At 65.3% G+C, this 21,829-nt stretch carries 20 protein-coding genes; 10 read left to right on the top strand and 10 right to left on the bottom strand.

Annotation, left to right across the window (positions count from 1 at the left end):
- Positions 1 to 44: 44 nt before the first annotated feature.
- Together ACSHT2_RS18475 and ACSHT2_RS18470 are read left to right on the top strand one after the other, a co-directional pair.
- Positions 45 to 701, top strand: a complete 657-nt coding sequence (locus ACSHT2_RS18475) for a S24 family peptidase (protein WP_440635579.1) — start codon at positions 45 to 47, stop codon at positions 699 to 701.
- 140 nt (positions 702 to 841) lie between these two features.
- Positions 842 to 1,594: a carbonic anhydrase gene (locus ACSHT2_RS18470; RefSeq protein ID WP_440635578.1), complete on the top strand. Its 753-nt coding sequence runs from the start codon at positions 842 to 844 to the stop codon at positions 1,592 to 1,594.
- A 63-nt stretch (positions 1,595 to 1,657) separates the two neighbouring features.
- On the opposite strand, the gene ACSHT2_RS18465 is transcribed toward ACSHT2_RS18470, so the two are convergent.
- The 5 genes from ACSHT2_RS18465 to ACSHT2_RS18445 form a co-directional block, all read right to left on the bottom strand.
- Positions 1,658 to 3,298 carry a lysine--tRNA ligase gene (locus ACSHT2_RS18465; RefSeq protein WP_440635577.1) on the bottom strand — a complete coding sequence of 547 codons (1,641 nt, stop codon included), beginning with the start codon at positions 3,296 to 3,298 and terminating at the stop codon, positions 1,658 to 1,660.
- A 227-nt stretch (positions 3,299 to 3,525) separates the two neighbouring features.
- Entirely contained in the window at positions 3,526 to 4,461 is a 936-nt protein-coding gene (locus ACSHT2_RS18460; RefSeq protein WP_319326613.1) for a transporter substrate-binding domain-containing protein, read from the bottom strand.
- A 214-nt stretch (positions 4,462 to 4,675) separates the two neighbouring features.
- On the bottom strand, positions 4,676 to 5,266 hold the full coding sequence (locus ACSHT2_RS18455) for an SCO family protein (RefSeq protein ID WP_440635575.1): 591 nt from the start codon (positions 5,264 to 5,266) through the stop codon (positions 4,676 to 4,678).
- A 24-nt stretch (positions 5,267 to 5,290) separates the two neighbouring features.
- Positions 5,291 to 5,485, bottom strand: coding sequence for a hypothetical protein (locus ACSHT2_RS18450; protein ID WP_319326610.1), 195 nt, complete (start codon positions 5,483 to 5,485; stop codon positions 5,291 to 5,293).
- 111 nt (positions 5,486 to 5,596) lie between these two features.
- Positions 5,597 to 6,118, bottom strand: coding sequence for a hypothetical protein (locus ACSHT2_RS18445; protein ID WP_440635574.1), 522 nt, complete (start codon positions 6,116 to 6,118; stop codon positions 5,597 to 5,599).
- Positions 6,119 to 6,381: 263 nt separating this feature from the next.
- Between ACSHT2_RS18445 and ACSHT2_RS18440 the strand changes: the two genes are divergently transcribed.
- The 7 genes from ACSHT2_RS18440 to ACSHT2_RS18410 all read left to right on the top strand — a co-directional run bounded on the left by ACSHT2_RS18440 (position 6,382) and on the right by ACSHT2_RS18410 (position 14,174).
- Positions 6,382 to 8,040, top strand: coding sequence for an FAD-binding dehydrogenase (locus ACSHT2_RS18440; protein WP_440635573.1), 1,659 nt, complete (start codon positions 6,382 to 6,384; stop codon positions 8,038 to 8,040).
- Between the two features lie 3 nt (positions 8,041 to 8,043).
- Complete coding sequence (locus ACSHT2_RS18435) at positions 8,044 to 8,961, top strand: alpha/beta hydrolase family esterase (RefSeq protein WP_440635572.1); 918 nt, start codon at positions 8,044 to 8,046, stop codon at positions 8,959 to 8,961.
- 133 nt (positions 8,962 to 9,094) lie between these two features.
- The gene (locus tag ACSHT2_RS18430) at positions 9,095 to 9,445 is read left to right on the top strand and encodes a RidA family protein (RefSeq protein WP_027575148.1); all 351 of its coding nucleotides are present in this window, start codon (positions 9,095 to 9,097) and stop codon (positions 9,443 to 9,445) included.
- 154 nt (positions 9,446 to 9,599) lie between these two features.
- A complete protein-coding gene (locus tag ACSHT2_RS18425; RefSeq protein ID WP_440635570.1) occupies positions 9,600 to 9,965 on the top strand; it encodes a nuclear transport factor 2 family protein in 366 nt (121 codons plus the stop codon).
- 254 nt (positions 9,966 to 10,219) lie between these two features.
- Positions 10,220 to 12,808, top strand: coding sequence for a ligase-associated DNA damage response DEXH box helicase (locus tag ACSHT2_RS18420; protein ID WP_440635569.1), 2,589 nt, complete (start codon positions 10,220 to 10,222; stop codon positions 12,806 to 12,808).
- A gap of 119 nt (positions 12,809 to 12,927) precedes the next feature.
- Positions 12,928 to 13,626, top strand: a complete 699-nt coding sequence (pdeM, locus tag ACSHT2_RS18415) for a ligase-associated DNA damage response endonuclease PdeM (protein ID WP_440635567.1) — start codon at positions 12,928 to 12,930, stop codon at positions 13,624 to 13,626.
- A gap of 116 nt (positions 13,627 to 13,742) precedes the next feature.
- Positions 13,743 to 14,174: a hypothetical protein gene (locus ACSHT2_RS18410; RefSeq protein WP_440635565.1), complete on the top strand. Its 432-nt coding sequence runs from the start codon at positions 13,743 to 13,745 to the stop codon at positions 14,172 to 14,174.
- Between the two features lie 130 nt (positions 14,175 to 14,304).
- Here ACSHT2_RS18410 and ACSHT2_RS18405 read toward each other — a convergent pair whose 3' ends face one another.
- Together ACSHT2_RS18405 and pyrE are read right to left on the bottom strand one after the other, a co-directional pair.
- Positions 14,305 to 15,054: a DUF2865 domain-containing protein gene (locus ACSHT2_RS18405; RefSeq protein WP_440642872.1), complete on the bottom strand. Its 750-nt coding sequence runs from the start codon at positions 15,052 to 15,054 to the stop codon at positions 14,305 to 14,307.
- Positions 15,055 to 15,299: 245 nt separating this feature from the next.
- Positions 15,300 to 15,863, bottom strand: a complete 564-nt coding sequence (gene pyrE, locus ACSHT2_RS18400; RefSeq protein ID WP_100234702.1) for an orotate phosphoribosyltransferase — start codon at positions 15,861 to 15,863, stop codon at positions 15,300 to 15,302.
- Positions 15,864 to 16,034: 171 nt separating this feature from the next.
- On the opposite strand from pyrE, the gene ACSHT2_RS18395 reads away from it, so the two are divergent.
- Entirely contained in the window at positions 16,035 to 16,661 is a 627-nt protein-coding gene (locus ACSHT2_RS18395; protein WP_440635562.1) for a glutathione S-transferase family protein, read from the top strand.
- A gap of 53 nt (positions 16,662 to 16,714) precedes the next feature.
- On the opposite strand, the gene ACSHT2_RS18390 is transcribed toward ACSHT2_RS18395, so the two are convergent.
- The 3 genes from ACSHT2_RS18390 to ACSHT2_RS18380 form a co-directional block, all read right to left on the bottom strand.
- Complete coding sequence (locus ACSHT2_RS18390) at positions 16,715 to 17,350, bottom strand: LysE family translocator (RefSeq protein ID WP_440635561.1); 636 nt, start codon at positions 17,348 to 17,350, stop codon at positions 16,715 to 16,717.
- A 104-nt stretch (positions 17,351 to 17,454) separates the two neighbouring features.
- Positions 17,455 to 20,535 (bottom strand): DNA polymerase I, encoded by a 3,081-nt coding sequence (gene polA / locus ACSHT2_RS18385; protein WP_440635560.1) that lies wholly within the window; start codon positions 20,533 to 20,535, stop codon positions 17,455 to 17,457.
- Between the two features lie 157 nt (positions 20,536 to 20,692).
- Positions 20,693 to 21,760, bottom strand: coding sequence for an acyltransferase family protein (locus ACSHT2_RS18380; protein WP_440635559.1), 1,068 nt, complete (start codon positions 21,758 to 21,760; stop codon positions 20,693 to 20,695).
- Positions 21,761 to 21,829: the final 69 nt, after the last annotated feature.

Raw genomic sequence — 21,829 nt, 5'->3', positions numbered from 1 at the left:
GATTTGAGGACAGTTTTCCTGAGTTGCGACGGGCTGGGCCTTCCATGGTCAGACAAGCCAAAGCGCAGAGGATGCTGACCCACGACCAGATCTGGGCCGCGCTGGATCGGCTGGCGGCGCGTGCCGGACTGTCGCCATCGGGGCTTGCCAAGCGTGCCGGGCTCGACCCCACCACCTTCAACAGGTCCAAGCGCGTCACCGCCGACGGCCGCGAGCGCTGGCCGTCGACCGAATCGATCGCAAAGGCGCTGGCCGCAGCCGGCGCCTCGATCGACAGCTTTGCGAAGTTGGTCGACAATGACGACGCGGGCGACGGCCGCTCGGTGCCGCTGCTCGGCTTCGCGCAAGCCGGGACGAGCGGCGCGTTCGACGAGGCCGGCCTTCCATCCGGCAGGGGCTGGACCGAGATCGCGCTTCCCACCACTGAGGACAGCCACACCTTTGCGCTGGAGATTTCCGGCGATGCGCATGCACCCGTCTATCGCGACGGCGACATCGTTCTGGTCTCGCCCGGCGCGCCGATCCGCAAAGGCGATCGCGTGGTGGTGAGGAGCAAAGCGGGTGAGGTGACGGTCGCGACGCTGAAGCGCCGCACTGCAAAGGCGTTGGAGCTTGAGCCGATCGATGGGACACAGGCCGAACGCGCGATGGCGGCGAGCGATGTGGCGTGGATTGCGCGCATCCTGTGGGCGAGCCAGTGATCGCCTTTCGTCGGTATGGTGCCGGGCGCGGTGACACCACCGCGCCGCGGCCCGCAGCGAGCGATCTTGCGACTCACCGCTCCTCTTGCATAGGCTGCAGCCGATATTGTCGATCCAGTTTGTCTTTTGGGGGAATAAAGATGAATCGCCGTCACGCATTGAAGGCCCTGGCGGGTCTTGCGCTATGTCCGCTCTGCAAGCCGGCTTTCGCCGCCGAAGGCACGCATTGGAGTTATGAGGGCGCCGGGGGGCCGGCCAAATGGGGCGATCTCGATGCGGCCAACAAGGCCTGTGCGGTCGGCCTGCAACAGTCGCCGATCGACATCGAGGCGACGATCAAGTCGCAATTGCCGGTTCTGAAGCTGAACTGGAGCAAGAGCGCCGACACCATCGTCAACAACGGGCACACGATCCAGCTCAACTTCGCCGAAGGCAGCACGCTCACGCTTGGCGACGTCAAGTACAAGCTGCTTCAGGTGCACTTTCACCGGCCGAGCGAGCACATGATCGGCGGCAAGAATTTTCCGATGGAGGCGCATTTCGTCCATCGCAACGAGGCCGGCGGGCTCGCCGTGGTCGGCGTGCTGATGACCGAGGGCAGGCCGAACGCAGCGTTCGGCAAGATCGTGAAGACCATGCCGAAGGCGGAAGGACCGGCGGTGAAGGCCGACGCGACCATCGATCCTCACGCCATGCTGCCACAGAAGCTCAGCTATTTCCGCTACCCGGGCTCGCTGACGACGCCCCCCTGCTCGGAGGTCGTCGAGTGGCTGCTGCTGACCGACCCGATCCAGGTCGCCAGCGCCGACGTCGCCGCCTTCGCAAAGCTCTATCCGATGAACGCGCGCCCGGTGCAGAAGGACAACCGCCGCTACGTGCTGAGGTCGACCTGAGGCATCACGCCGGGGCCGTGAAGCCCCGGGTGGCGCGCGCTCTCCATCCGGGCCGCACGCGCCTTAGGCGCTCCGCGCCAGCGCGCCGTCGATCATGTTGACCGCGTTCTGGATGCCGTACACCGCGACGAAGGAGCCGAAGCGCGGCCCTTTCTCCTGGCCGAGCAGGACCTGGTAGAGCATGTTGAACCAGTCGAGCGTGACGCCGGGGCGTCCGTCTTTGCCCTTCTTGACCTGGTCAAGGAACGGCTCGCGGCGGCCGACCTCGTAGACGACGTTCTGGATGTCCTCGGCCGAAGCGTCCGGCGCCAACTGCGACAGCGCATCGCGCAGATCCTGGAGCGCGGCGCGCTCGACGTCTGTCGGCACCCGGAACTGCTTCGTCGGCGCGACGAAATCGCGATAATAGTTGATGGCGTAGCCGACCATCGCGTCCAGCTTCGGATGCGTCTGCGCCGTCACGCCGGGGCGATAGCGGCCGATGAAACCCCACAGCGTCTCGGCATTCTCCGCGTTCGAGGACGACACCAGCGTCAAGAGCAGCTGGAAGGTGACGGGCATGTCACCCTTTGGCGGCTTGCCGTTGTGGATGTGCCAGACCGGATTGCCGAGCTGCTGCTTGCCGTCCTGCTTCGGAAAGCCGTCGAGGAACTGCTGGTAATCGTCGACATTGCGCGGGATGACGTCGAAATAGAGCCGCTTGGCCGCCTTCGGCTCGCGATACATGAACAGCGTCAGCGATTCCGGCGAGGCGTAGCGCAGCCATTCGTCGATGGTGAGGCCGTTACCCTTCGACTTCGAGATCTTCTGGCCCTTCTCGTCGAGGAAGAGCTCGTAGTTGAAGCCTTCGGGCGGTGTGCCTCCGAGCGCCCTGGCGATCGCGCCGGAGAGCTTGACGGAATCGATCAGATCCTTGCCGGCCATCTCGTAGTCGACGCCGAGCGCGACCCAGCGCATCGCCCAGTCGGCCTTCCACTGACACTTGACGTTGCCGCCGGTGACGGTCGTTTCGACTTCTTGATTGGTATCGGGGTCGACATAGGTGACCGTGCCCGCGGCGACGTCGCGGCGGATCATCGGCACCTGCAGCACGACGCCCGTGGTCTTGCTGATCGGCAGGAACGGCGAATAGGTCGCGCGGCGATCGGGACCCAGCGTCGGCAGGATGATCGCCATGATCTTGTCGTAGGCGGCGAGCATCTTCAGCAGCGTCGCGTCGAAGCGGCCCGACGTGTAGTAGTCGGTCGAGCTCGCGAACTCGTAGTCGAAGCCGAAATGGTCGAGGAAGGCGCGAAGCCGCGCATTGTTGTGCGCGCCGAAGCTGTCATGCGTACCAAAGGGATCGGGCACGCGTGTCAGTGGCTTGCCGAGATTGGCTTCCAGCGGCGCTCTGTTCTGCACGTTGTCGGGCACCTTGCGCAGGCCGTCCATGTCGTCGGAGAAGGCGAGCAGGCGGGTCTTGATCTTGTCCTCGGTCAGCACACGGAAGGCATGGCGAACCATCGAGGTGCGCGCGACCTCGCCGAACGTGCCGATATGCGGCAGTCCGGAGGGCCCGTACCCGGTTTCGAACAGCACCTCGTCCTTCGGGCTTTTCTTCAGCCGCGCGACAATGGCCTTCGCCTGCTCGAACGGCCAGGCGTTGGATTGTTCGGCGAGCGCACGCAGGTCGCTCGGGCTCGCGGCAAGATCGATAACGGACATCAGGGGCCTCCGGGCCGCGGAAAATAGCGATTTCCGGGCAGAATGCAAAAGAACGGTTGTTGTCATTCCGGGGCGATGCGACAGCACCGAACCCGGAATCTCGAGATTCCGGGTCTGGTCCTTCGGACCATCCCGGAATGACAATTCAACAATCTCGAGATTCTCAGGTGCGCAATTGCGCACCAGAGTTCGCGCTTCGCGCGTCCCGGATTGACGGGGTTGGTTGGCTAAAACGGGCTCACCGAGAAATACCGTAGCCACAGATCGGTATAGCGGCCTTTTTCCCAGACGCGGAACATCGCCCAGTTCAGGGCCTGGCGCAGCACGTCGTTGCCCTTGCGCACGGCAATGCCGATGCCTTCGCCGAAGAAACGGCTCTCGACGAAGGGGCCGCCGGAAAAGGCGCAGCAATCGCCGGAATCCGTGCCGTTGATCCAGAACGCCAGCGAGATGGCGTCGCCGAAGATGAAATCGACCTCGCCCCTGCGCAAGGCGGCGCGCATCGCGTCGTCATTGGGATAGGCATGCAGTTCGGCGTCGGTGAACATCGCCTTGAGATACGCCTCATGCGCGGAGCCGGCGATGACGCCGACCTTCTTGCCCTCGAGATATTCGGGCCGGATCTCCGGCATCACCGCGTCCTTGCGCGAGACGAAGCGCGCCGGCACGCGGTAATAGGGGTCGGTGAAATCGACGCGGGCGCGGAGCTGCGGGCTCACCGCCATCGAGGCGATGATGGCATCGCCCCGGTTGGAGGTGAGCGCGTCGACCAGCGTCTCGAAACGGCGCATTTGCACGGTGCAGGTGACCTTGATCTCCTCGCAAAGCGCGCGGGCGAGATCGACATTGAAGCCGGCCGGATTGCCGTCCGCGCCGGTGAAGTTGAACGGCGGATAGTCGGTCTCGGTCAGGAAGCGGATCACGGTCAGGCGCGACAGGTCCGGCCGCTCCGGTCGCCGGCGCGGGTCCCAGAAGCCGGGCACGGCCTGCGGGGCTGCCTGGGGGGCGACCTGCGGCGTGGCCTGGGGCGCCGCTGGGGGCCGCTTGGCGGGAGCCTGCGCCTCGGCGCCGGGCAGTCCCGTGAGCAGGCAGGCGCCGATGGCCAGTCCCGTCAGCAAGCTACGGGCAGATTTAGACGATTTCGCCTGTTGCGATGGAGCCATCGGCCGGAATGAACGAATTTCGTTGGGATCGGAGGGCCTTATAGACCATCCGGACGGGAACGCGAGCCCGGAATGCGCGATGGTAAAAGGTCTCTCGGCCCGTCTGCCCGGGCTTGTCCCGGGCATCCACGAACTTTCTCACCCAGCCCAAGAACGTGGATGGCCGGGACAAGCCCGGCCATGACGACGTGGAAGCACTGCCTAAATCGGGCCTTCAGAGATACCGTTTCAACTCCGCCGCGGCCTCTTCGGGGGGCCGCTTCAAGTTGAACGGTGAGACGAACCTCCCGTCGCGGTCCATCAGATAGATCAGCGCGGTGTGGTCCATGGTGTAGTCGCCGTCCTTGGTCGGGACCTTCTTGGCATAGACCCGGTAGGAGGTGATGACCTTGGCGGTCTCGGCGGGAGCGCCGGACAGGCCCTCCAGGTGCGGATCGAAGCTCGACAGATAATCCTTCATCGTCGCCGGCGTATCGCGCTCGGGGTCGACCGAAATGAAGACGGCATTGACCTTGTCGGCATCCTTGCCCATTACGCGCAGCACTTCCGAGATCTCGAACAGCGAGGTCGGGCAGACGTCGGGGCAATGGGTGTAGCCGAAGAAGATCAGGGTCGGCTTGCCCTTGAGGCTCTTGTCGGTGACGGCTTTGCCGTTCTGGTCGGTCAGCTGGAACGGGCCGCCGATCGCGGCCGGCTGCGCCACCTTGCTGAGCCCGCCCATGGCCCAGAACATGATCAGCAGCCCGACAATGAGGCTTGCGGCGAAGGCGGTCGCAATCACCAGCGGGCGGGTGGCGGAGCTCATGGGCGGAAAACTTCCTGTCGCAGGTCAGAAGCAGGCGGCAAAGCCGGTCCTGATCATTTCGAAGAACACCTGGCTGCCATAGTGGAACCACAGCGCCAGTGCGCCGATCACGACGAGGCCGCCGATTGCCGCGCCAACCCACAGCAGCACGGATGGCATCCGGCCGGCAGTGGGCGAATTGTCCGATAGCCGATGCGCTGGATGCAGTGGTTGAGCCATGACAACGATCGGGACGAAGGCCCCGGTTCCCAGGCTTTCAGATAGGCTTTGTGCCGCCTGCGGGCAAGACGCCGCCGGCGGCGCAGAAGGATCCGCGTCAGGCTGCGAATATCAGTGAAGGAGCTGGCCCCGAGCGGTTTCGAGTTGATCCGCTTTTGGGAGCGATCGGCGCGACGGCTTGGCCGTCGAGGCCTGCGCGTCCAGGTAGCAGGGCTTGTACATGGCTTCGAGCTGCTTGCCCCTCAGGAAGAGCATGCGTGGGGTAAGCCCGCCCCGCTGGCCGATCCAGCGCTTCACCTGCGAGGGATACATCGCATAGAGCATCTGGGTTGCTTCAGGATTGGTGATGGCGCGGCCGTTGGAGCCGAAATCCCAGGCGGCGTGGAAGCCGAGTGTCGCATGCGAGGTCACGCAGATCCGGTCGTGCGGGATTGCGCCGAGGACGATGGTACAGGCGGAGGCGCAGAGGCCGTCGATGATGACGGTCTCGCCCGATTGCCTGAGGTCCTGGTATTTGTCGACGTAGGTTCCAATCCGGCCACCGCGGTCATCCGCGATCCGAACCACCGCGTGAGAAGCCCCCATGCCCGCGAACAGGAGAACCGCCGCAAGCAATCCCGTCAGAAACTTCATTGTCCCCCGCCCCAGCGAATTCGAATCTGCGTGTCAGGTGGTGATGCACAGCTAGCGTCTGTCGTAACCAAGGTTTTGTCTAGGCAGGCCGGCTCGATCGAAACAAATTCAAATCCAGTGTTGCGTCCGCGCTGCACTCGCGCCGGCCTCTCACCCAAAGTGGAACAACTTAATGAGGTCTTACGCGCCACACCCTTGATCTCGGTTACAACCGCTGGCTTCAATCCGGGCAATTACAGGGGAACTCATGGAGGGGGAAACGCATGGCTGAGGAAACAGACGTCATCGTCGTCGGCGCGGGACTGTCGGGCCTCGTTGCCGCCACCGAGATCGCCGACGCGGGCAAGCGCGTGATCGTCGTGGACCAGGAGGGCGAGCAATCGCTCGGCGGACAGGCGTTCTGGTCGTTCGGCGGATTGTTCCTGGTCGATTCGCCGGAACAGCGCCGGCTCGGCATCAAGGACTCCTTCGACCTGGCCATGCAGGATTGGCTCGGTACCGCCGGCTTCGACCGCGACGAGGATTTCTGGCCGCGCCAATGGGCCGAGGCCTATGTGGCGTTCGCGGCTGGCGAGAAGCGCAACTGGCTGCGCGCCATGGGCCATCGCATCTTCCCCGTGGTCGGCTGGGCCGAACGCGGCGGCTACGACGCGATGGGCCACGGCAATTCGGTGCCGCGCTTCCATGTGATCTGGGGCACCGGCCCCGGCCTCGTCGAGCCGTTCGAGCGCCGCGCGCGCGAGGCCGCCGAAAGCGGCCGGCTGAGCTTCAGGTTCCGCCATCGCGTCGATGCCCTCTCGATCACGAATGGCACCGTGGACGGCGTCAGCGGCGCCGTCCTCGCGCCCGACACTATCGAGCGCGGCAAGAGCTCCTCCCGCAACGTCGTCGGCGAGTTTGTGTTGAAGGCGCAGGCCGTGATCGTCGCCTCCGGCGGCATCGGCGGAAATCACGAGCTGGTGCGGCAGAACTGGCCGAAGCGGCTTGGCGAGCCGCCGAAATTCATGATCTCCGGCGTTCCCGAGCATGTCGACGGCCGCATGATCGGCATCACGGGCAAGACCGGTGCGCGGCTAATCAACCGCGACCGGATGTGGCACTACGTCGAGGGCATCCAGAACTGGTCACCGATCTGGCCGCGCCACGGTATCCGCATCCTGCCCGGCCCCTCCTCGATGTGGTTCGACGCCACGGGCACGCGGCTGCCGGCGCCGCTGTTCCCGGGCTCCGACACGCTCGGCCAGCTCAAATACATCATGTCCACGGGATATGATTATTCCTGGTTCATCCTGACCCAGAGCATCATCAAGAAGGAGTTTGCGCTGTCGGGCTCGGAGCAGAACCCCGATTTGACCGGCAAGAGCTGGCGCATGACCTTGCGCCGTGCCACCAACAAGGGCGCGCCGGCGCCGGTGGAGGCATTCAAAAGCCATGGTGTCGACTTCATCGTCCGCGACAAGCTCGATGAGCTCGTTGCGGCCATGAACAAGCTCGCCGGCAGCGATCTCCTCCAGCTCGAGCACATCAGGATGCAGATCGAGGCGCGCGACCGCGAGATTGCCAATCCCTACGTCAAGGACGCGCAGGTCATGAACATCCACAATGCGCGCCGCTACATCGGCGACAAGTTGATCCGCACCGCCTCCCCGCACCGCATCCTGGATCCCGCGCATGGGCCGCTGATCGCGGTGAAGCTCAACATCCTCACCCGCAAGACGCTGGGCGGCTTCGAGACCGATCTCGACTCCCGCGTGTTCGGGGAGGAGGGCCGCGTCATTCCCGGCCTCTACGCCGTCGGCGAAGCCGCCGGCTTCGGCGGCGGCGGCATGCACGGCTACCGCTCGCTGGAGGGCACTTTTCTTGGCGGCTGCCTGTTCTCGGGCCGCAATGCGGGCCGTGCCGCCGCCAAAGCGGTGGGTTAGATCATGCTGCGATGGATGCGCATCGCGGCGCTGGCCGCTTCATTGGCGGCAGCTTCAGCTGCATCCGCCGTTACGATCGACGTCAACGGCGTGAAGCGGTCCTACACCGCGCAACTGCCGGCCAAGAGGCATGCACCGCTCGTGATCGTGCTGCATGGCAAGACCCAGCGCGGTGCCGACATGATCACGCGGACGGCCTGGCCGCAGGTTGCAAAGCGCGAGGGCCTGGCCGTGGTCTTTCCGGACGGGCTCAACAATGCATGGGCGGACGCGCGAACGAAGGCTGGGCCTGCCCTGCGTGGACCACCGGCAGGTACCGACGACGTCGCCTTCATAGCAAAGCTCGTCGAGAAGCTGGTGGCCGACGGCACGGCCGATGCAAGGCGCGTCTTCATCGCGGGCATCTCCAATGGCGGCGCCATGGCGATGACGATGGCCTGCGCGCGCGCCGATTTGTTCGCGGCAGCTGCGAGTGTGATCATGAATCTCACCGACGAGGCCGCCGTCACGTGCCACCCGTCACGGCCGCTCCCGATGCTGCTCATGAACGGCACGGCCGACCTGCTGGTCCCCTACGCCGGCGGACGCGGAGCGAGCTATTTTGCCGCGGACGGGTTCTGGTCCACCGACGAGACGCTGGCATTCTGGCGCAGGCTCAATGGCTGCGAGACCGATGACGCCGAGACGACTGATTTGCCAGACAGGGCGCCCGCAGACCATTCCACGGTCACGCGGATCTCCTCACGCTGCCCCCGGGGACACGACGTTGTGCTCTACCGTGTCAACCATGGCGGCCATCGCGTGCCCGGATTTTCTCCGGATGCCCGCTTTCCGAAGGTCGCCGCCGGCCTGCTGGGGCCGCAGAACGCTGATATCGACGGTGCCGAGACGATCTGGACGTTCTTCAGCCAGTTTCCGTAAAGCGACGCATGCATCGGCGGGCACGCATCCGCCGCAGGCGACGCATGCGTGCCCGGCAACGCATGCGTGCCCGGGGTGGCAGAGCGCGAGGTGCTGGGCTAGACAGGGCCGCCATTCCACCAGGAGATCCCCAATGAGCATTCAGCGTTTTGAAACCGGTCCGCGCATGAGCCAGGTCGTCGTGCACGGCAACACCGTCTATCTCGCCGGCGTCGTCGCGAACAAGGCGGCCGGCGAAAGCGTGACGAAGCAGACCCAGGACATCCTGGCGACCATCGATGGCCACCTCGCCAAGGCCGGCACCGACAAGTCGAAGCTGCTGTCGGCAACGATCTATATCACCGACATGAAGACCTTCGGCGAGATGAACGCGGTGTGGGACGCCTGGGTCTCGCCCGGCAACACCCCGGCGCGCGCCACCGTCGAAGCCAAGCTGGCCGCCCCGCAATACACTGTCGAGATCATGGTGACGGCGGCGAAGTAATTTTCGCGGCACTAGGATGCGGCAGAAGCGCGATGAGGACATCATCGCGCTTCTGCTTTTTTGTGGGCGCATGATCTCCGAGGTAATCGATCGGCGCGCGCGAACCTTCGAGAGTGACGGTCGGCCAGATACGGCACCATCGAAGGAGAGCACCATGACCGACCCCACCACCATCGCCCACCGCTACATCGAGCTCTGGAACGAGCGCACGGCCGGACGACGTCGCGAGCTGCTCAGCGAAAGCTGGACGACGGATGCGAGCTATGTCGATCCCTTGATGAAGGGCGACGGCCAGGACGGCATCGAGGCGCTGATCGCGGGCGTGCAGCAGCGCTTTCCCGATTTCAAGTTCAGGCTGATCGGCGAGCCCGACGGCTACGGCGATCACGTCCGCTTTTCGTGGGGACTTGGTCCCGATGGCGCCGATAGCCCGATCAAGGGCACCGATTTTGCCGTGCTGAAGGACGGGCGCATCAGCCGCGTGACCGGATTTCTGGACCAGGTGCCGACGGGCGTGTGAGATCTCTTGCCCTTCTGGCCGCAGGCGGATGGGGAATTGTATTTGGACTTTCACAGGAGGTCGTCATGCCCGGGCTTGTCCCGGGCATCCACGTTCTTTGTGCTGTGTGCAAGGCGTGGATGGCCGGGACAAGCCCGGCCATGACGATGTGGAGACTATCGTGTCTCAAATGGACAGCGCATCTACGATTGCCCTGCCGCAGGCGGGGAGGCCACCCCTCGACGAATCCGCTCCTGCGGCTTACCTGTCATGCCGTGCCGCCCCGTATCCTCCAAACATCGGCCGAGCCGGCCGCGCTGCTGCCGGATCGCTTTCAGGCGTGGTTCGCAGCCCGCGGCTGGTCGCCGCGCGCGCATCAGTTGGCGCTGCTGGAGAAGGCACGCGAGGACCGCTCGGCGCTCCTGATTGCGCCGACCGGCGCCGGCAAGACGCTCGCCGGGTTTCTGCCGACGCTGGTGGAGCTGTCGGCGCAGTCGGTCAAACGAGACGCTGGCGCGAAGAAGAACCTCGTCTCCACCGGCCGCAGCGTGCAGCGCGCCGGCGGCCTGCACACCCTCTATATCTCGCCGCTCAAGGCGCTTGCCGTCGACATCGCGCGCAATCTGGAGCGGCCTCTCGCGGAGATGGCGCTGCCGATCAAGGTCGAGATCCGCACCGGCGACACGCCGGTATCGCGGCGGCAGCGGCAGCGGCGCTATCCGCCGGACGTGTTGCTGACGACGCCCGAGCAGCTCGCACTGCTGCTCTCCTCCGACGACGCACCGTTCCTGTTTTCCTCCCTGAAGCGCATCGTGCTCGACGAGCTGCATGCGCTGGTGACGTCCAAGCGCGGAGATCTGCTCTCGCTCGGGCTCGCGCGGCTCTGGCGCCTCGCGCCGCAGATGCGCGCCATCGGCCTGTCGGCGACCGTGGCTGAGCCGGATCAGCTCGCGCGCTTCCTGGTGCCGCAGCCCGACGGCAAGGAAGCCGCTGCCGACCTCGTCGTCGCCGGCGGCGCCGCGCCGCCCGTGGTCGAGATGCTCGATACGCGCGAGCGGCTGCCCTGGGCCGGCCACAGCGCGCGCCACGCGCTTCCCGAGATCTACGAGCTGATCAAGGCGAACAAGACCACGCTGGTCTTCGTCAACACCCGCAGCCAGGCCGAGATGCTGTTCCAGAATCTCTGGAGCATGAACGACGACGGCCTTGCCATCGCGCTGCATCACGGTTCGCTCGACGTCGCCCAGCGCCGCAAGGTCGAGGACGCCATGTCGGCAGGCAGACTGCGTGGCGTGGTCTGCACCTCCTCGCTCGACCTCGGGGTCGACTGGGGCGATGTCGATCTCGTCGTCAATATCGGCGCGCCAAAGGGCTCCTCGCGCCTGATGCAGCGCATCGGTCGTGCCAATCATCGCCTCGACGAAGCCTCGCGCGCGGTGCTGGTGCCGGCCAATCGCTTCGAGGTGCTTGAGTGCCGCGTCGCCATCGATGCCATTGCGGAGAACGCGCAGGACACGCCGCCGCTGCGCCAAGGGGCGCTCGACGTCCTCGCCCAGCACGTGCTCGGCTGCGCCTGCGGCGAGCCGTTCCTCTCCGATGATCTCTACCGCGAGGTGCGCACCGCCGCGCCCTACGCCGACCTGTCGCGGCAGGATTTCGACGACGTCGTCGATTTCGTCGCCTCCGGCGGCTACGCACTGAAGACTTATGAGCGCTTCGCCCGCATCAAGCAGGACAAGGAGGGCCGCTGGCGCGTCGCCAATCCAAAGGTGCGGCAGAGCTACCGCATGAATGTCGGCACCATCGTCGAGGACGACATGCTGAAGGTGCGGCTGGTGCGCTCGCGCGGCGGCGGCCAAGGAAAGGCAGGCGGCTCGACCGGGGTGATCGCGCGCGGCGGCAGGCTGCTCGGCGAGATCGAGGAGGCCTTCATCGAGGGCCTCAGCCCCGGCGATACCTTCGTGTTCTCAGGCGAGGTGGTGCGCTACGAGGCCCTGGTCGAGGACCAGGTCTATGTCTCGCGCGCGCATGACAAGGACCCGAAGGTGCCGTCCTATATGGGCGGGAAATTTCCGCTCTCGACCTATCTCGCCGAGCGCGTGCGCCGCCTGCTCGATGATGGCCGCGCATGGGGCGGCTTGCCGGAGCAGGTGCGCGACTGGCTATCGCTGCAGAAGGACGTCTCGCGCGTGCCGGCGGTGCGCGAGCTCCTGGTCGAGAGTTTTCCGCGCGCCAACAAGCACTATCTCGTCTGCTATCCCTTCGAGGGCCGTCTCGCGCACCAGACCCTCGGCATGCTGCTGACGCGGCGTCTCGAGCGCGCCCGCGCGCGGCCGCTCGGCTTCGTCGCCAACGAATATGCGGTGGCGATCTGGGCGCTCGGCGATCTATCCTTCATGATCCGCGACGGCCGGATCGACCTCAACGCCCTGTTCGATCCCGATATGCTCGGCGACGACCTCGAGGCCTGGCTCGCCGAATCCGCGCTGATGAAGCGCACCTTCCGCAACTGCGCGATCATCTCCGGCCTGATCGCGCGCCGCCACACCGGCGAAGAGAAGAGCCGCCGTCAGGTGCTGTTCTCGACCGATCTCGTCTACGACGTGCTGCGCAAGCACCAGGCCGACCATGTGCTGCTGCGCGCAGCGCGTGCCGATGCCGCCACCGGCCTGCTCGACCTGCGCCGCCTCGGCGACATGCTCGCCCGAATCCACGGCCGCATCACGCACCGGGAACTCGACCGCGTCTCCCCGCTGGCGGTCCCCGTGATGCTGGAAATCGGCCGCGAGTCAGTCTATGGCGAAGCTGCAGACGAGCTCCTGGCGGAAGCCGCCGACGAACTCGTCAAAGAGGCGATGTCGTAAACGGCAAGAATGCATTTTCGGGGCGCAACTCTATCTACATCGTCATGCCCGGGCTTGTCCCGGGCATCCACGTCCTTTTCGCCGCAGCAAGAACGTGGATGGCCGGGACGAGCCCGGCCATGACGGAACATTTGGCGCTATCCCTAACTTCTACACGCACTCTGGATGTTTCCACCGCGACCTTCGCCGCCGATCTCTCCGGCGCGCTGTTCTGGGAAGAGCAGCGCCTGCTCGTCGTCTCCGATTTGCATCTGGAAAAGGGTTCGAGCTTCGCTACGCGCGGCGTGCTGCTGCCGCCTTACGATACCATCGCGACGCTCGGCCGGCTCGCTGCCGTCATCGCCCGCCATAATCCGCGAACCGTCATCGCGCTCGGCGACAGCTTTCACGACCGCACCGCGCATGAGCGCCTGTTGCCGGACGATCGCAATGCCGTTGCGGCGCTCCAGAGCGGCCGCGACTGGATCTGGGTCTCAGGCAATCACGATCCCATGCTGCCGCGCGATCTCGGCGGCACCGTCGCGGACGAAGTCACGATCGGCCCGATCACCTTCCGCCACGAGCCGACCGGTGCAAGCGGCGAGATCGCCGGCCATCTGCATCCGAAGGCGCGCGTCTCCGCGCGCGGTCGCTCGATGGAGCGCCGCTGTTTCGCCAGTGACGGGATGCGTGCCGTGATGCCCGCCTTCGGCGCCTATGCCGGCGGCCTCAGCATCCGCGACGCTGCCTTCGCCAAGATCTTTCCGAAGAACGGCTTCGTCGCCCATCTCCTCGGCGACCGCCGGGTCCACGCCATCGCGGCCTCGCGCTGTTATTGACGTCGGCTGCACCTCAGAACAAATTAAGAACAATTTAGCAAGTCTTTGATATATCATTGTGATTCGGCGCTTTGCCGACACAATATCTAGCGTCTGTCCGACTTTGCGAGGACTACATGTCCACCGTTGCCTTCGACCAATTTGCCCTTACCCGGGTCGCCGATTTCGCGCGCTCGCTGTCGCGGCTGCATCAGGCGGCCCGGCGCTACGCCGTCGATGACGACCAGTTCGACCGCGAGTTCAACGCGGTGTGCCAGTCGATCTGGGGCTACACCATCGACGACATCAGCGACGATCTGTTCTCGACCGAGGACCATTTGTTTCTCGACACGCTGGACGAGGCCCATGCGCGCATCTTCGCGGCCGAGCAGGGTTACGACCTTGTCGACGAAGCGGGCATGCTGACCGATTGGTGGGGCTTTTGCTGGATGATTTTGGCCGAGAAGCGCGGCCTCCTGACGCCGGAAAACCGCGCGGCTGCGCGCGCGGCGATCGAGGAGAAATATCTGGCAGCGCCGAACGTGATCGGGGTGATTATCGGGAGGTGACCGCCGTGCCCCGGACAAAGCGCAGCGCGCCAAGCGATGCGCTGCAGAGCCGGAGCCCATCTCGCGGCATTCTGGGTTCCGGCTCAGCGTCGCATCGCTTTCGCGCTGCGCCGCCGTCCGGGACACGAGATCAATCCAGCCCCGCTCGCTTCGCCGGCTTCGCGGCCGTTTTCGGCACCGTCACATCAGGCAGCGTCTCGCGCACGATCTCGGCCGGGGCCGGGGCATCTGCCGACACCGCATCTGCCCGCACCGGCGCCACCTTCATCTCGCCGAGGCGCGCGCGGACCTGGGCGGTGAGGCCGGGATAGGAGGCAACCGGCGTGAAGTCCGCAGCCTGGTCGTTGCCGACCCGGATGCCGGTATAGGCAACGAGGCCGTCGGTGGTGGCGATCACGTCGCCGGCCTTCAGCGAGGAGTCCAGCGCGAGATCGACCGGGGCGAGGCCGACCGGCTCACGGCCGTTGCAGGTGCAGTCGGCGCGCAGTGCCTTGCGATAGGCGAACGCGTTTTCGCTGTCGGCGTAGCGCTCGCCGGTCTGCGAATAGGCGCCGTCGATGCTGGACCCAAAATAGACCTTTGTGGCGGTGGCGGGGCAGAAGGCCTGACACATCTGCGCCGGTGAGACGGCGCCTCGCATCAACGGAAAATATTTACCATCGCAGCTGCGCACGCAGAAAGCCGGGCCCGAGCCGCCGGCCGCGCGTGTCGGCGGTACATATTGCGGATTCTGCTGGCCTGTGAAGGGATCGGAGGAGGAGTTCGGCTGCTGTGGCTGCGGCCGCTGCATTCCGCCGAACAGGAAGTCGAACAGGCCTTCGGCCGAAACCGGGGTCGGGGCCGCGAGCATGGGAACCGCAACCATGACGGCTGCGAACATTGCGCGACGCTGCGTATGGAACAACTCTGTACGCACGGCTCACTCCACCCGACGCTACGGAACCGGCCAGGACCGTTCGAGGTCTCCAGCGCACGGTTCACCCTAATGCGCGATGGTAAATGAGCGGTTGCGTGGCGGCGGTTTCAAGACGAGGCGGTGATCTCTTTATGGCCGTGCGCAGCTTTCACGGACGGCGTTGCTCCCGGGGCACGCTCAGGCATGTCGACGGAGAATGTCTCGTCCTCTTACGCCTTCAAGAACTCCGACGCCTTGTACAGCGAGCGGAACGGCAGGCCGGCCGCACCGAAGGTGTCGGTGGCGCCTTCCTCGCGGTCGACCATGGTCAGCACCAGCACGACATCGGCGCCGGTCTCGCGCACCGATTCCACCGCCTTCATCGCCGAGCCGCCCGTGGTGGTGACGTCCTCGACGATGACGACGCGCTTGCCCGCCAGCGTTTCGCCCTTGGGCAGGCCCTCGATCGCGAGCTTGGCGCCGTGCTCTTTCGGCTTCTTGCGCACGAAGAAGGCCGCGATCGGATGGCCCTTGATCCAGGAGATCTGCGCCAGCGCGCCGGCGAGCGGCACGGCGCCCATCTCGAGCCCGCCGATGAAATCGAGCTGATCGTCCTTGAGCGCCTCATAGGTCAGCTCGGCGAGCAGCGTCGCGCCTTCAGGGTCCAGCATGGTCGGCTTGAGGTTGAAGTAGAAATCGCTCTTGCGGCCCGACGCGAGCGTCACCTCGCCGCGGCCGAATGAGCGCCGTCGGATGATTTCGAACAGGCGGGCGCGGGAGGCGGATTTCGACACGACGGACCCTCGAACAGCGTTTTGGTGGAGGCGGAATTTATCCGGCACGGCCGCGACATTCCAGAGGGGGCGTCTCCCGTCAACAGGGATCGGCCATCCCGGGCCGCCGGTTGTGAGGGTGCAACCATCTGGAGTAGTTGAGGGGGCAAGCCTTTTGGGGAAGGAAACGGGATGACCATCGAGCTGTACACCTGGAACACGCCGAACGGCCGCAAGATCTCGGTCGCGCTGGAGGAGATGGGGCTGCCCTACAAGGTGATCCCGGTGAACATCACCAAGGGCGAGCAGATGGCGCCCGACTTCCTCAAGCTCTCTCCGAATAACAAGATCCCCGCGATCGTCGATCCCGAGGGGCCCAACGGCAAGCCCGTCAGCATCTTCGAATCAGGCGCGATCCTGCTTTATCTCGGCGAAAAGACCGGCAAATTCCTGCCGAAACCGCTGAGCGAGCGGGTCCCCGTCTACGAATGGCTGATGTGGCAGATGGGCGGATTCGGGCCGATGCCGGGTCAGGTGCACCATTTCATCGCGCTGGAGAATGAGCAGGATCGCGCTTACGGCCTGAAGCGCTTCATGGCGGAGACGCGCCGGCTCTACGGCGTACTGGACCGTCGGCTCGAGGGACGCGACTTCGTCGCCGGCGAGCTCTCGATTGCCGATTTTGCTATCCTGGGCTGGGCCTGGCGCTACCCTCGCCACAAGGTTGATCTGGCCGACTTCCCCAACGTCCAGCGCTGGTACGAGGCGCTGATTGCGCGCCCGGCGGTGAAGCGCGGGATGGAGGCGAAGCTGGATTGATCTTCTCTTACCCTGCCCTGGAGGGCCCTGCAGGGGAGGGTGAAGAGCGAGCCTCACACCTTCTTCGCTTCCACCGCCATCCGCACCGCGAGCCCGGCCAGCACCGTGCCCATCAGCCAGCGCTGCACCAGCATCCAGCTCGGCCGTTTGGCCAGGAACAACGCGATCGATCCCGCCGCGAGCGCGATCATCGCATTCACGCTGACGCTGATCGCGATCTGGATTGCCCCTAACGCCACCGACTGCGCCAGCACGCTGCCGGCGGCGGGATCGATGAACTGCGGCAGCAGCGCCAGATAAAGCATCGCGATCTTCGGGTTGAGCAGATTGGTGACGAAGCCCATCGCGAACAATTTGCGTGGGCTGTCGACCGCGAGCTTCTTCACCTGGAACGGCGAGCGTCCACCCGGCTTCACCGCCTGCCAGGCGAGCCACAGCAGATATCCGGCGCCGGCAAAACGAAGCGCGTCATAGGCGAACGGAATGGTGAGCAGCAGCGCCGTGATGCCGAACGCCGCGCACAGCATGTAGAACACGAAGCCGAGCGCCACGCCGCCGAGCGACACGATGCCCGCCGCCGGCCCTTGCGTGATCGAGCGCGAGATCAGGTAGATCATGTTCGGCCCGGGCGTGAGCACGAGGCCAAGGCTGACCAGGGCAAAGCCGAGCAGGGCGGAGGTATGGGGCATGGACGAACCCGTGCGGAGGACGCAAAGGTTCTAATATGCGCGGCGGTCCGGATGCCATCACGCAATTGCTCGGAGGACAATTGAGTTCGGCTAGGCGAAGCGCTTCAATGCGCCTCGTCCCAATTGTTCGCCGCGCGCGCATCGACATGGAGCGGTACCGAGAGCAGCACGGCCGGGAACGGCGCGTCCTGCATCACGTGCTGCACGACGGGGAGCGTCGCCTCGACCTCGGCGTCGGGCACCTCGAAGATCAATTCGTCATGCACCTGGAGCAGCATCTGCGCCGACAGCTTCTTTGCGGCCAGCGCATCCTCCACGCGCGTCATGGCGCGGCGGATGATGTCGGCGGCGGTGCCCTGGAGCCGCGCGTTGATCGCGGCGCGCTCGTTGAAGGCGCGTACCGAAGCGTTGGAGGCCTTGATGTCGGGGTAGTGGCACTTGCGGCCGAACAGCGTGGTGACGTAGCCGTGATTCCGGCAGAAGTCGCGCGTCTCGTCCATGTAGGCGCGGATGCCGGGGAAGCGCTCGAAATACTTCTTGATATAGGCCGAGGCTTCCTCGCGGGCGATGCCGAGCTGGTTGGCGAGCCCGAACGCCGAGATGCCGTAGATGATGCCGAAATTGATCGCCTTGGCGCGACGGCGGATCTCGCTCGGCATGCCCTTGATCGGCACGCCGAACATTTCCGATGCCGTCATGGCGTGAATGTCGAGGCCGTCGCGGAACGCCTGCTTCAGCACGGGAATGTCGGCGATCTCGGCGAGCAGCCGCAGCTCGATCTGCGAATAGTCGGCGGAAACCAGCTTGTGTCCCGGCGCGGCGATGAAGGCACGGCGGATCTTGCGGCCGTCCTCGGTGCGCACCGGAATGTTCTGAAGGTTCGGCTCGTTGGACGACAGCCGGCCCGTCGTCGTCGCGGCCAGGGCGTAGGTCGTGTGAACGCGATGGGTCTGCGGGTTGACATAGGTCGGCAGCGCATCGGTGTAGGTCGATTTCAGCTTGGAGACCTGGCGCCACTCCAGAATCTTCTTCGGGAAGTCGTGGCCCTGCTCGGCGAGCTCGTCCAGCACCTGCGCGGTGGTCGACCATGCTCCGGTCTTGGTCTTGGTGCCGCCGGGCAATCCCATCTTGCCGAACAGGATGTCGCCGATCTGCTTGGGGCTGCCGACATTGACCGGCTCGCCGGCGATCCCCTGGATCTCGGCTTCGACGCGGGCCGCGGTCTGGGCAAAGTCGCCGGAGAGGCGGGACAGGACCTGACGATCGATCGAGATGCCGCGCCGCTCCATGCGTGCGAGCACCGCGACCAGCGGTCGCTCCAGGGTCTCGTAAACGGCGGTCATGTGCTCGGCGACGAGGCGCGGCTTCAGCACGCGCCAGACGCGCAAGGCGACGTCGGCGCCTTCGGCCGAAAGTGGCGCGGCCTTGTCGATCGGCACCTGGTCGAAGGTGATCTTGCCCTTGCCGCTGCCGAGCAGCTCGCTTTCCTTCAGCATGGCATGGCCGAACCAGCGCTCGGACAGCGATTCCAGCGCGTGCGAGCCGCGGCCCGCGTCGAGCACGTAGGAGATCAGGAGCGCATCGTCGGTGTTGCGCAGGGTGATGTCGTGCTGCGCCAGCATCACGGCGGTGAATTTGACGTCGAAGCCGATCTTGAGGATGCCTGATGATTCCAGCACGGGCCGCAGCGCCTCGAGCGCTTCCGCATGCTTGACCTGGTCCGGCGCGAGGCCGGCGTCGAATAGGCCGGCGCCCCCGCCGGATTGCTTGTGCGCCAGCGGAACATAGCAGGCCTCGTTCGGCGCCAGCGCCAGCGCAATACCGCAGAGATCGGCCTGCATCGGATCGATCGAGTTTGCTCTCGTCTCGATCGCGACATGGCCGGCATCATGGATGCGCGCGATGAAGGCGTTGAGCTCCTTGAGGGTCTTGATCGTCTGGTATTTGCCGCGGTCGACCGGAAGCTTGCGCAGCGCCTCTTCGCGCGCGGCGGCGAGCGAGATCGTTGCACCCTTCGGGCTCGCAGCCTTGTCCTCCTTGCCCGCCGACTTGTTGCGTGCGCCCGGCGCGGCTTGCGCCGGTGCGCCTGTCCCCGGTACGGGTACGACGTCCGAGGGCGGCAGCGGCGAGAAGACGCTGGCGCCGCTCGCATAGCCGGGATCGGCATCGACGTTGGCTGGATCGATCTGCGCATATTCGGCGACGCGCCGCGTCAGCGTCGTGAACTCCATCGCCTTCAGGAAGGCGATCAGCTTGCGCGCGTCCGGCTCGCGGACGGCGAGGTCGTCCAGCGGCACCTCCAGGTCGACCTTGTCGTCGAGCAGCACGAGTTGCCGCGAGATCCGCGCCTTCTCCGCATTCTCGAGCAGCGCCTCGCGCCGCTTGGGCTGCTTGATCTCGCCGGCGCGGAACAGCAATTGATCGAGATCGCCATATTCGGTGATCAGTTGCGCTGCGGTCTTGATGCCGATGCCGGGCACGCCGGGCACGTTGTCGGTGGAATCGCCGGCCAAAGCCTGCACCTCGACCACCTTGTTCGGCGGCACGCCGAACTTCTCGATCACCTCGGGGATGCCGATGCGGCGATCCTTCATGGTGTCGTACATGGTGACGCAATCGGTGACGAGCTGCATCAAATCCTTGTCGGAGGACACGATGGTGGCGCTGGCGCCCCGCTCGCAGGCCTGTCGCACATAGGTCGCAATGAGATCGTCGGCCTCGAAGCCGGTCTGTTCCAGACACGGCAGGTCAAAGGCGCGCACGGCTTCGCGGATCAGCGCGAACTGCGGGATCAGATCGTCAGGAGCCGGCGGCCGGTGCGCCTTGTACTCCGGATAGATCTTGTTGCGAAAGGTGATCTCTGACTTGTCGAAGATGATCGCCAGATGCGTCGGCCGGTTGTCCTCGGGCATCTCGCGCAAGAGCTTCCACAGCATGTTGCAGAAGCCGAGCACGGCATTGACCTGGAGCCCGTCGGATTTCCGGTTCAGCGGCGGTAGCGCGTGATAGGCGCGGAAGATGTAGGAGGAACCGTCGACCAGGAACACATGATCGCCCCTGCCGGCCGCCTTCGCCGCAACCGGCTTGGCAGCAGCTTTGGCAGCAGCGGGCTTGGTGTCGGCGGCCGCGTTGGGCGCGGCCTTGGGGTCGGCTTTGGCGGTGGTCTTCGGCGATGTCTTGGGCATGGCCGCAATGTATGGGTTTTTGCGGAGTTTGACAGCCTCGGGAGGCGGATTTTTGCCGCGATTCCCACACCTCTCGTCGTCCCGGACAAGCGCAGCGCAGCGGAGCGCCGATCCGGGACCGGCTCCCCGCTCTCGCGAGACGACACCGGGAGCGCAGCTACTCCGCCGCCTGCAACACCGGTCCCGTCTTTCTCGGCGCGATCCAGAATGCATCCGGCCGCTCGAACAGGAAGCGCGCATTGAGCCGCAGCGCCACCTGCCAGATCGCCAGCGCGCCGAGGACGCCGGCGATGGTGACGATTAGCGACACCGTGCCGATGTCGGGAATGACGCCCGTGCGCAGCAGCAGCGTGCGCGTCGCCGCCATCGGCAGGAAGAAGGCGAGGTAGATCACGATCGAATGCTCGCCGCAGAAACGGAGGAAATTGAGCCACTGCGCGCGCGCGAGCAGCGTGCCCATCGTGATGATGGCGCAGGCGCCGGCAAAGCCGAGCACGAGTGAGACGAGCTTCCATTCGCTGGCCCCAGACGCGACGAGGCCGGCATTGACCAGTGCCCAGGTTGCGAGCGCTGCGAGCGCTAGCGCGGGATGGCTGCGTGCGCGATCCGACAGGGCGAACACGTAAGGCGCGAACAGGTAGCCCGAATAGAAATAGACGAAGCGTGCGCAGAACTCGTCGATGACGGTCCAGCCGGTCGTGATCCGTGCTGTCTCCAGCGCGGCGGCGAGAAGCCAGATCGCGAGCGGCGGGAGTTTGCGTGTCAGTTTTGTGACGACGAAGAAGATCGGCAGCAGATAGATGAACCACAGCGTGCCGAACGGCTCGATGAAGGATTCGAGATACAAGAGGCCGACGTCGCGCCAGCTTGTCTCCGCCGCGAAGGCGGGCGCCTTGAAGCCGAACTGGATTGTCACCCAGACGACATAGAAATAAGCGAAATGCACCACCTTGCGGTCGAGATAGGTTCGCCAGTCCCGATCGATCACAAGAGACAGGAACAGGCCCGAAATCAGGAAGAAATCCGGCATCCGGAACGGCTTTGCGAAGGCCACGGCGACATGCATGAAACCGGTCTGCCCGGCGGCGAGCTCGACCCCCAGCACCGAATGCATCATCACGACCATGACGATGCAGATGCCCTTGGCGTAGTCGACCCAGTCGACACGCGCGGCAGAAGGGGCCCTGGAAAGCCCGGCCGCCGCGATTGTGCCTGATCGTGCCATGATGTCCCTTTTCGAGGCGTGTTCCGCCGTCCCTGTGTGGGTCTGGGGCAGTTTGGAGCCCAGTGGTTT

The organism is Bradyrhizobium sp. PUT101, from assembly GCF_052043945.1.
GTDB lineage: Bacteria > Pseudomonadota > Alphaproteobacteria > Rhizobiales > Xanthobacteraceae > Bradyrhizobium.
Note: the sequence above shows the minus strand (reverse complement) of the source record. Positions and strands in the feature narration are given on the sequence as shown.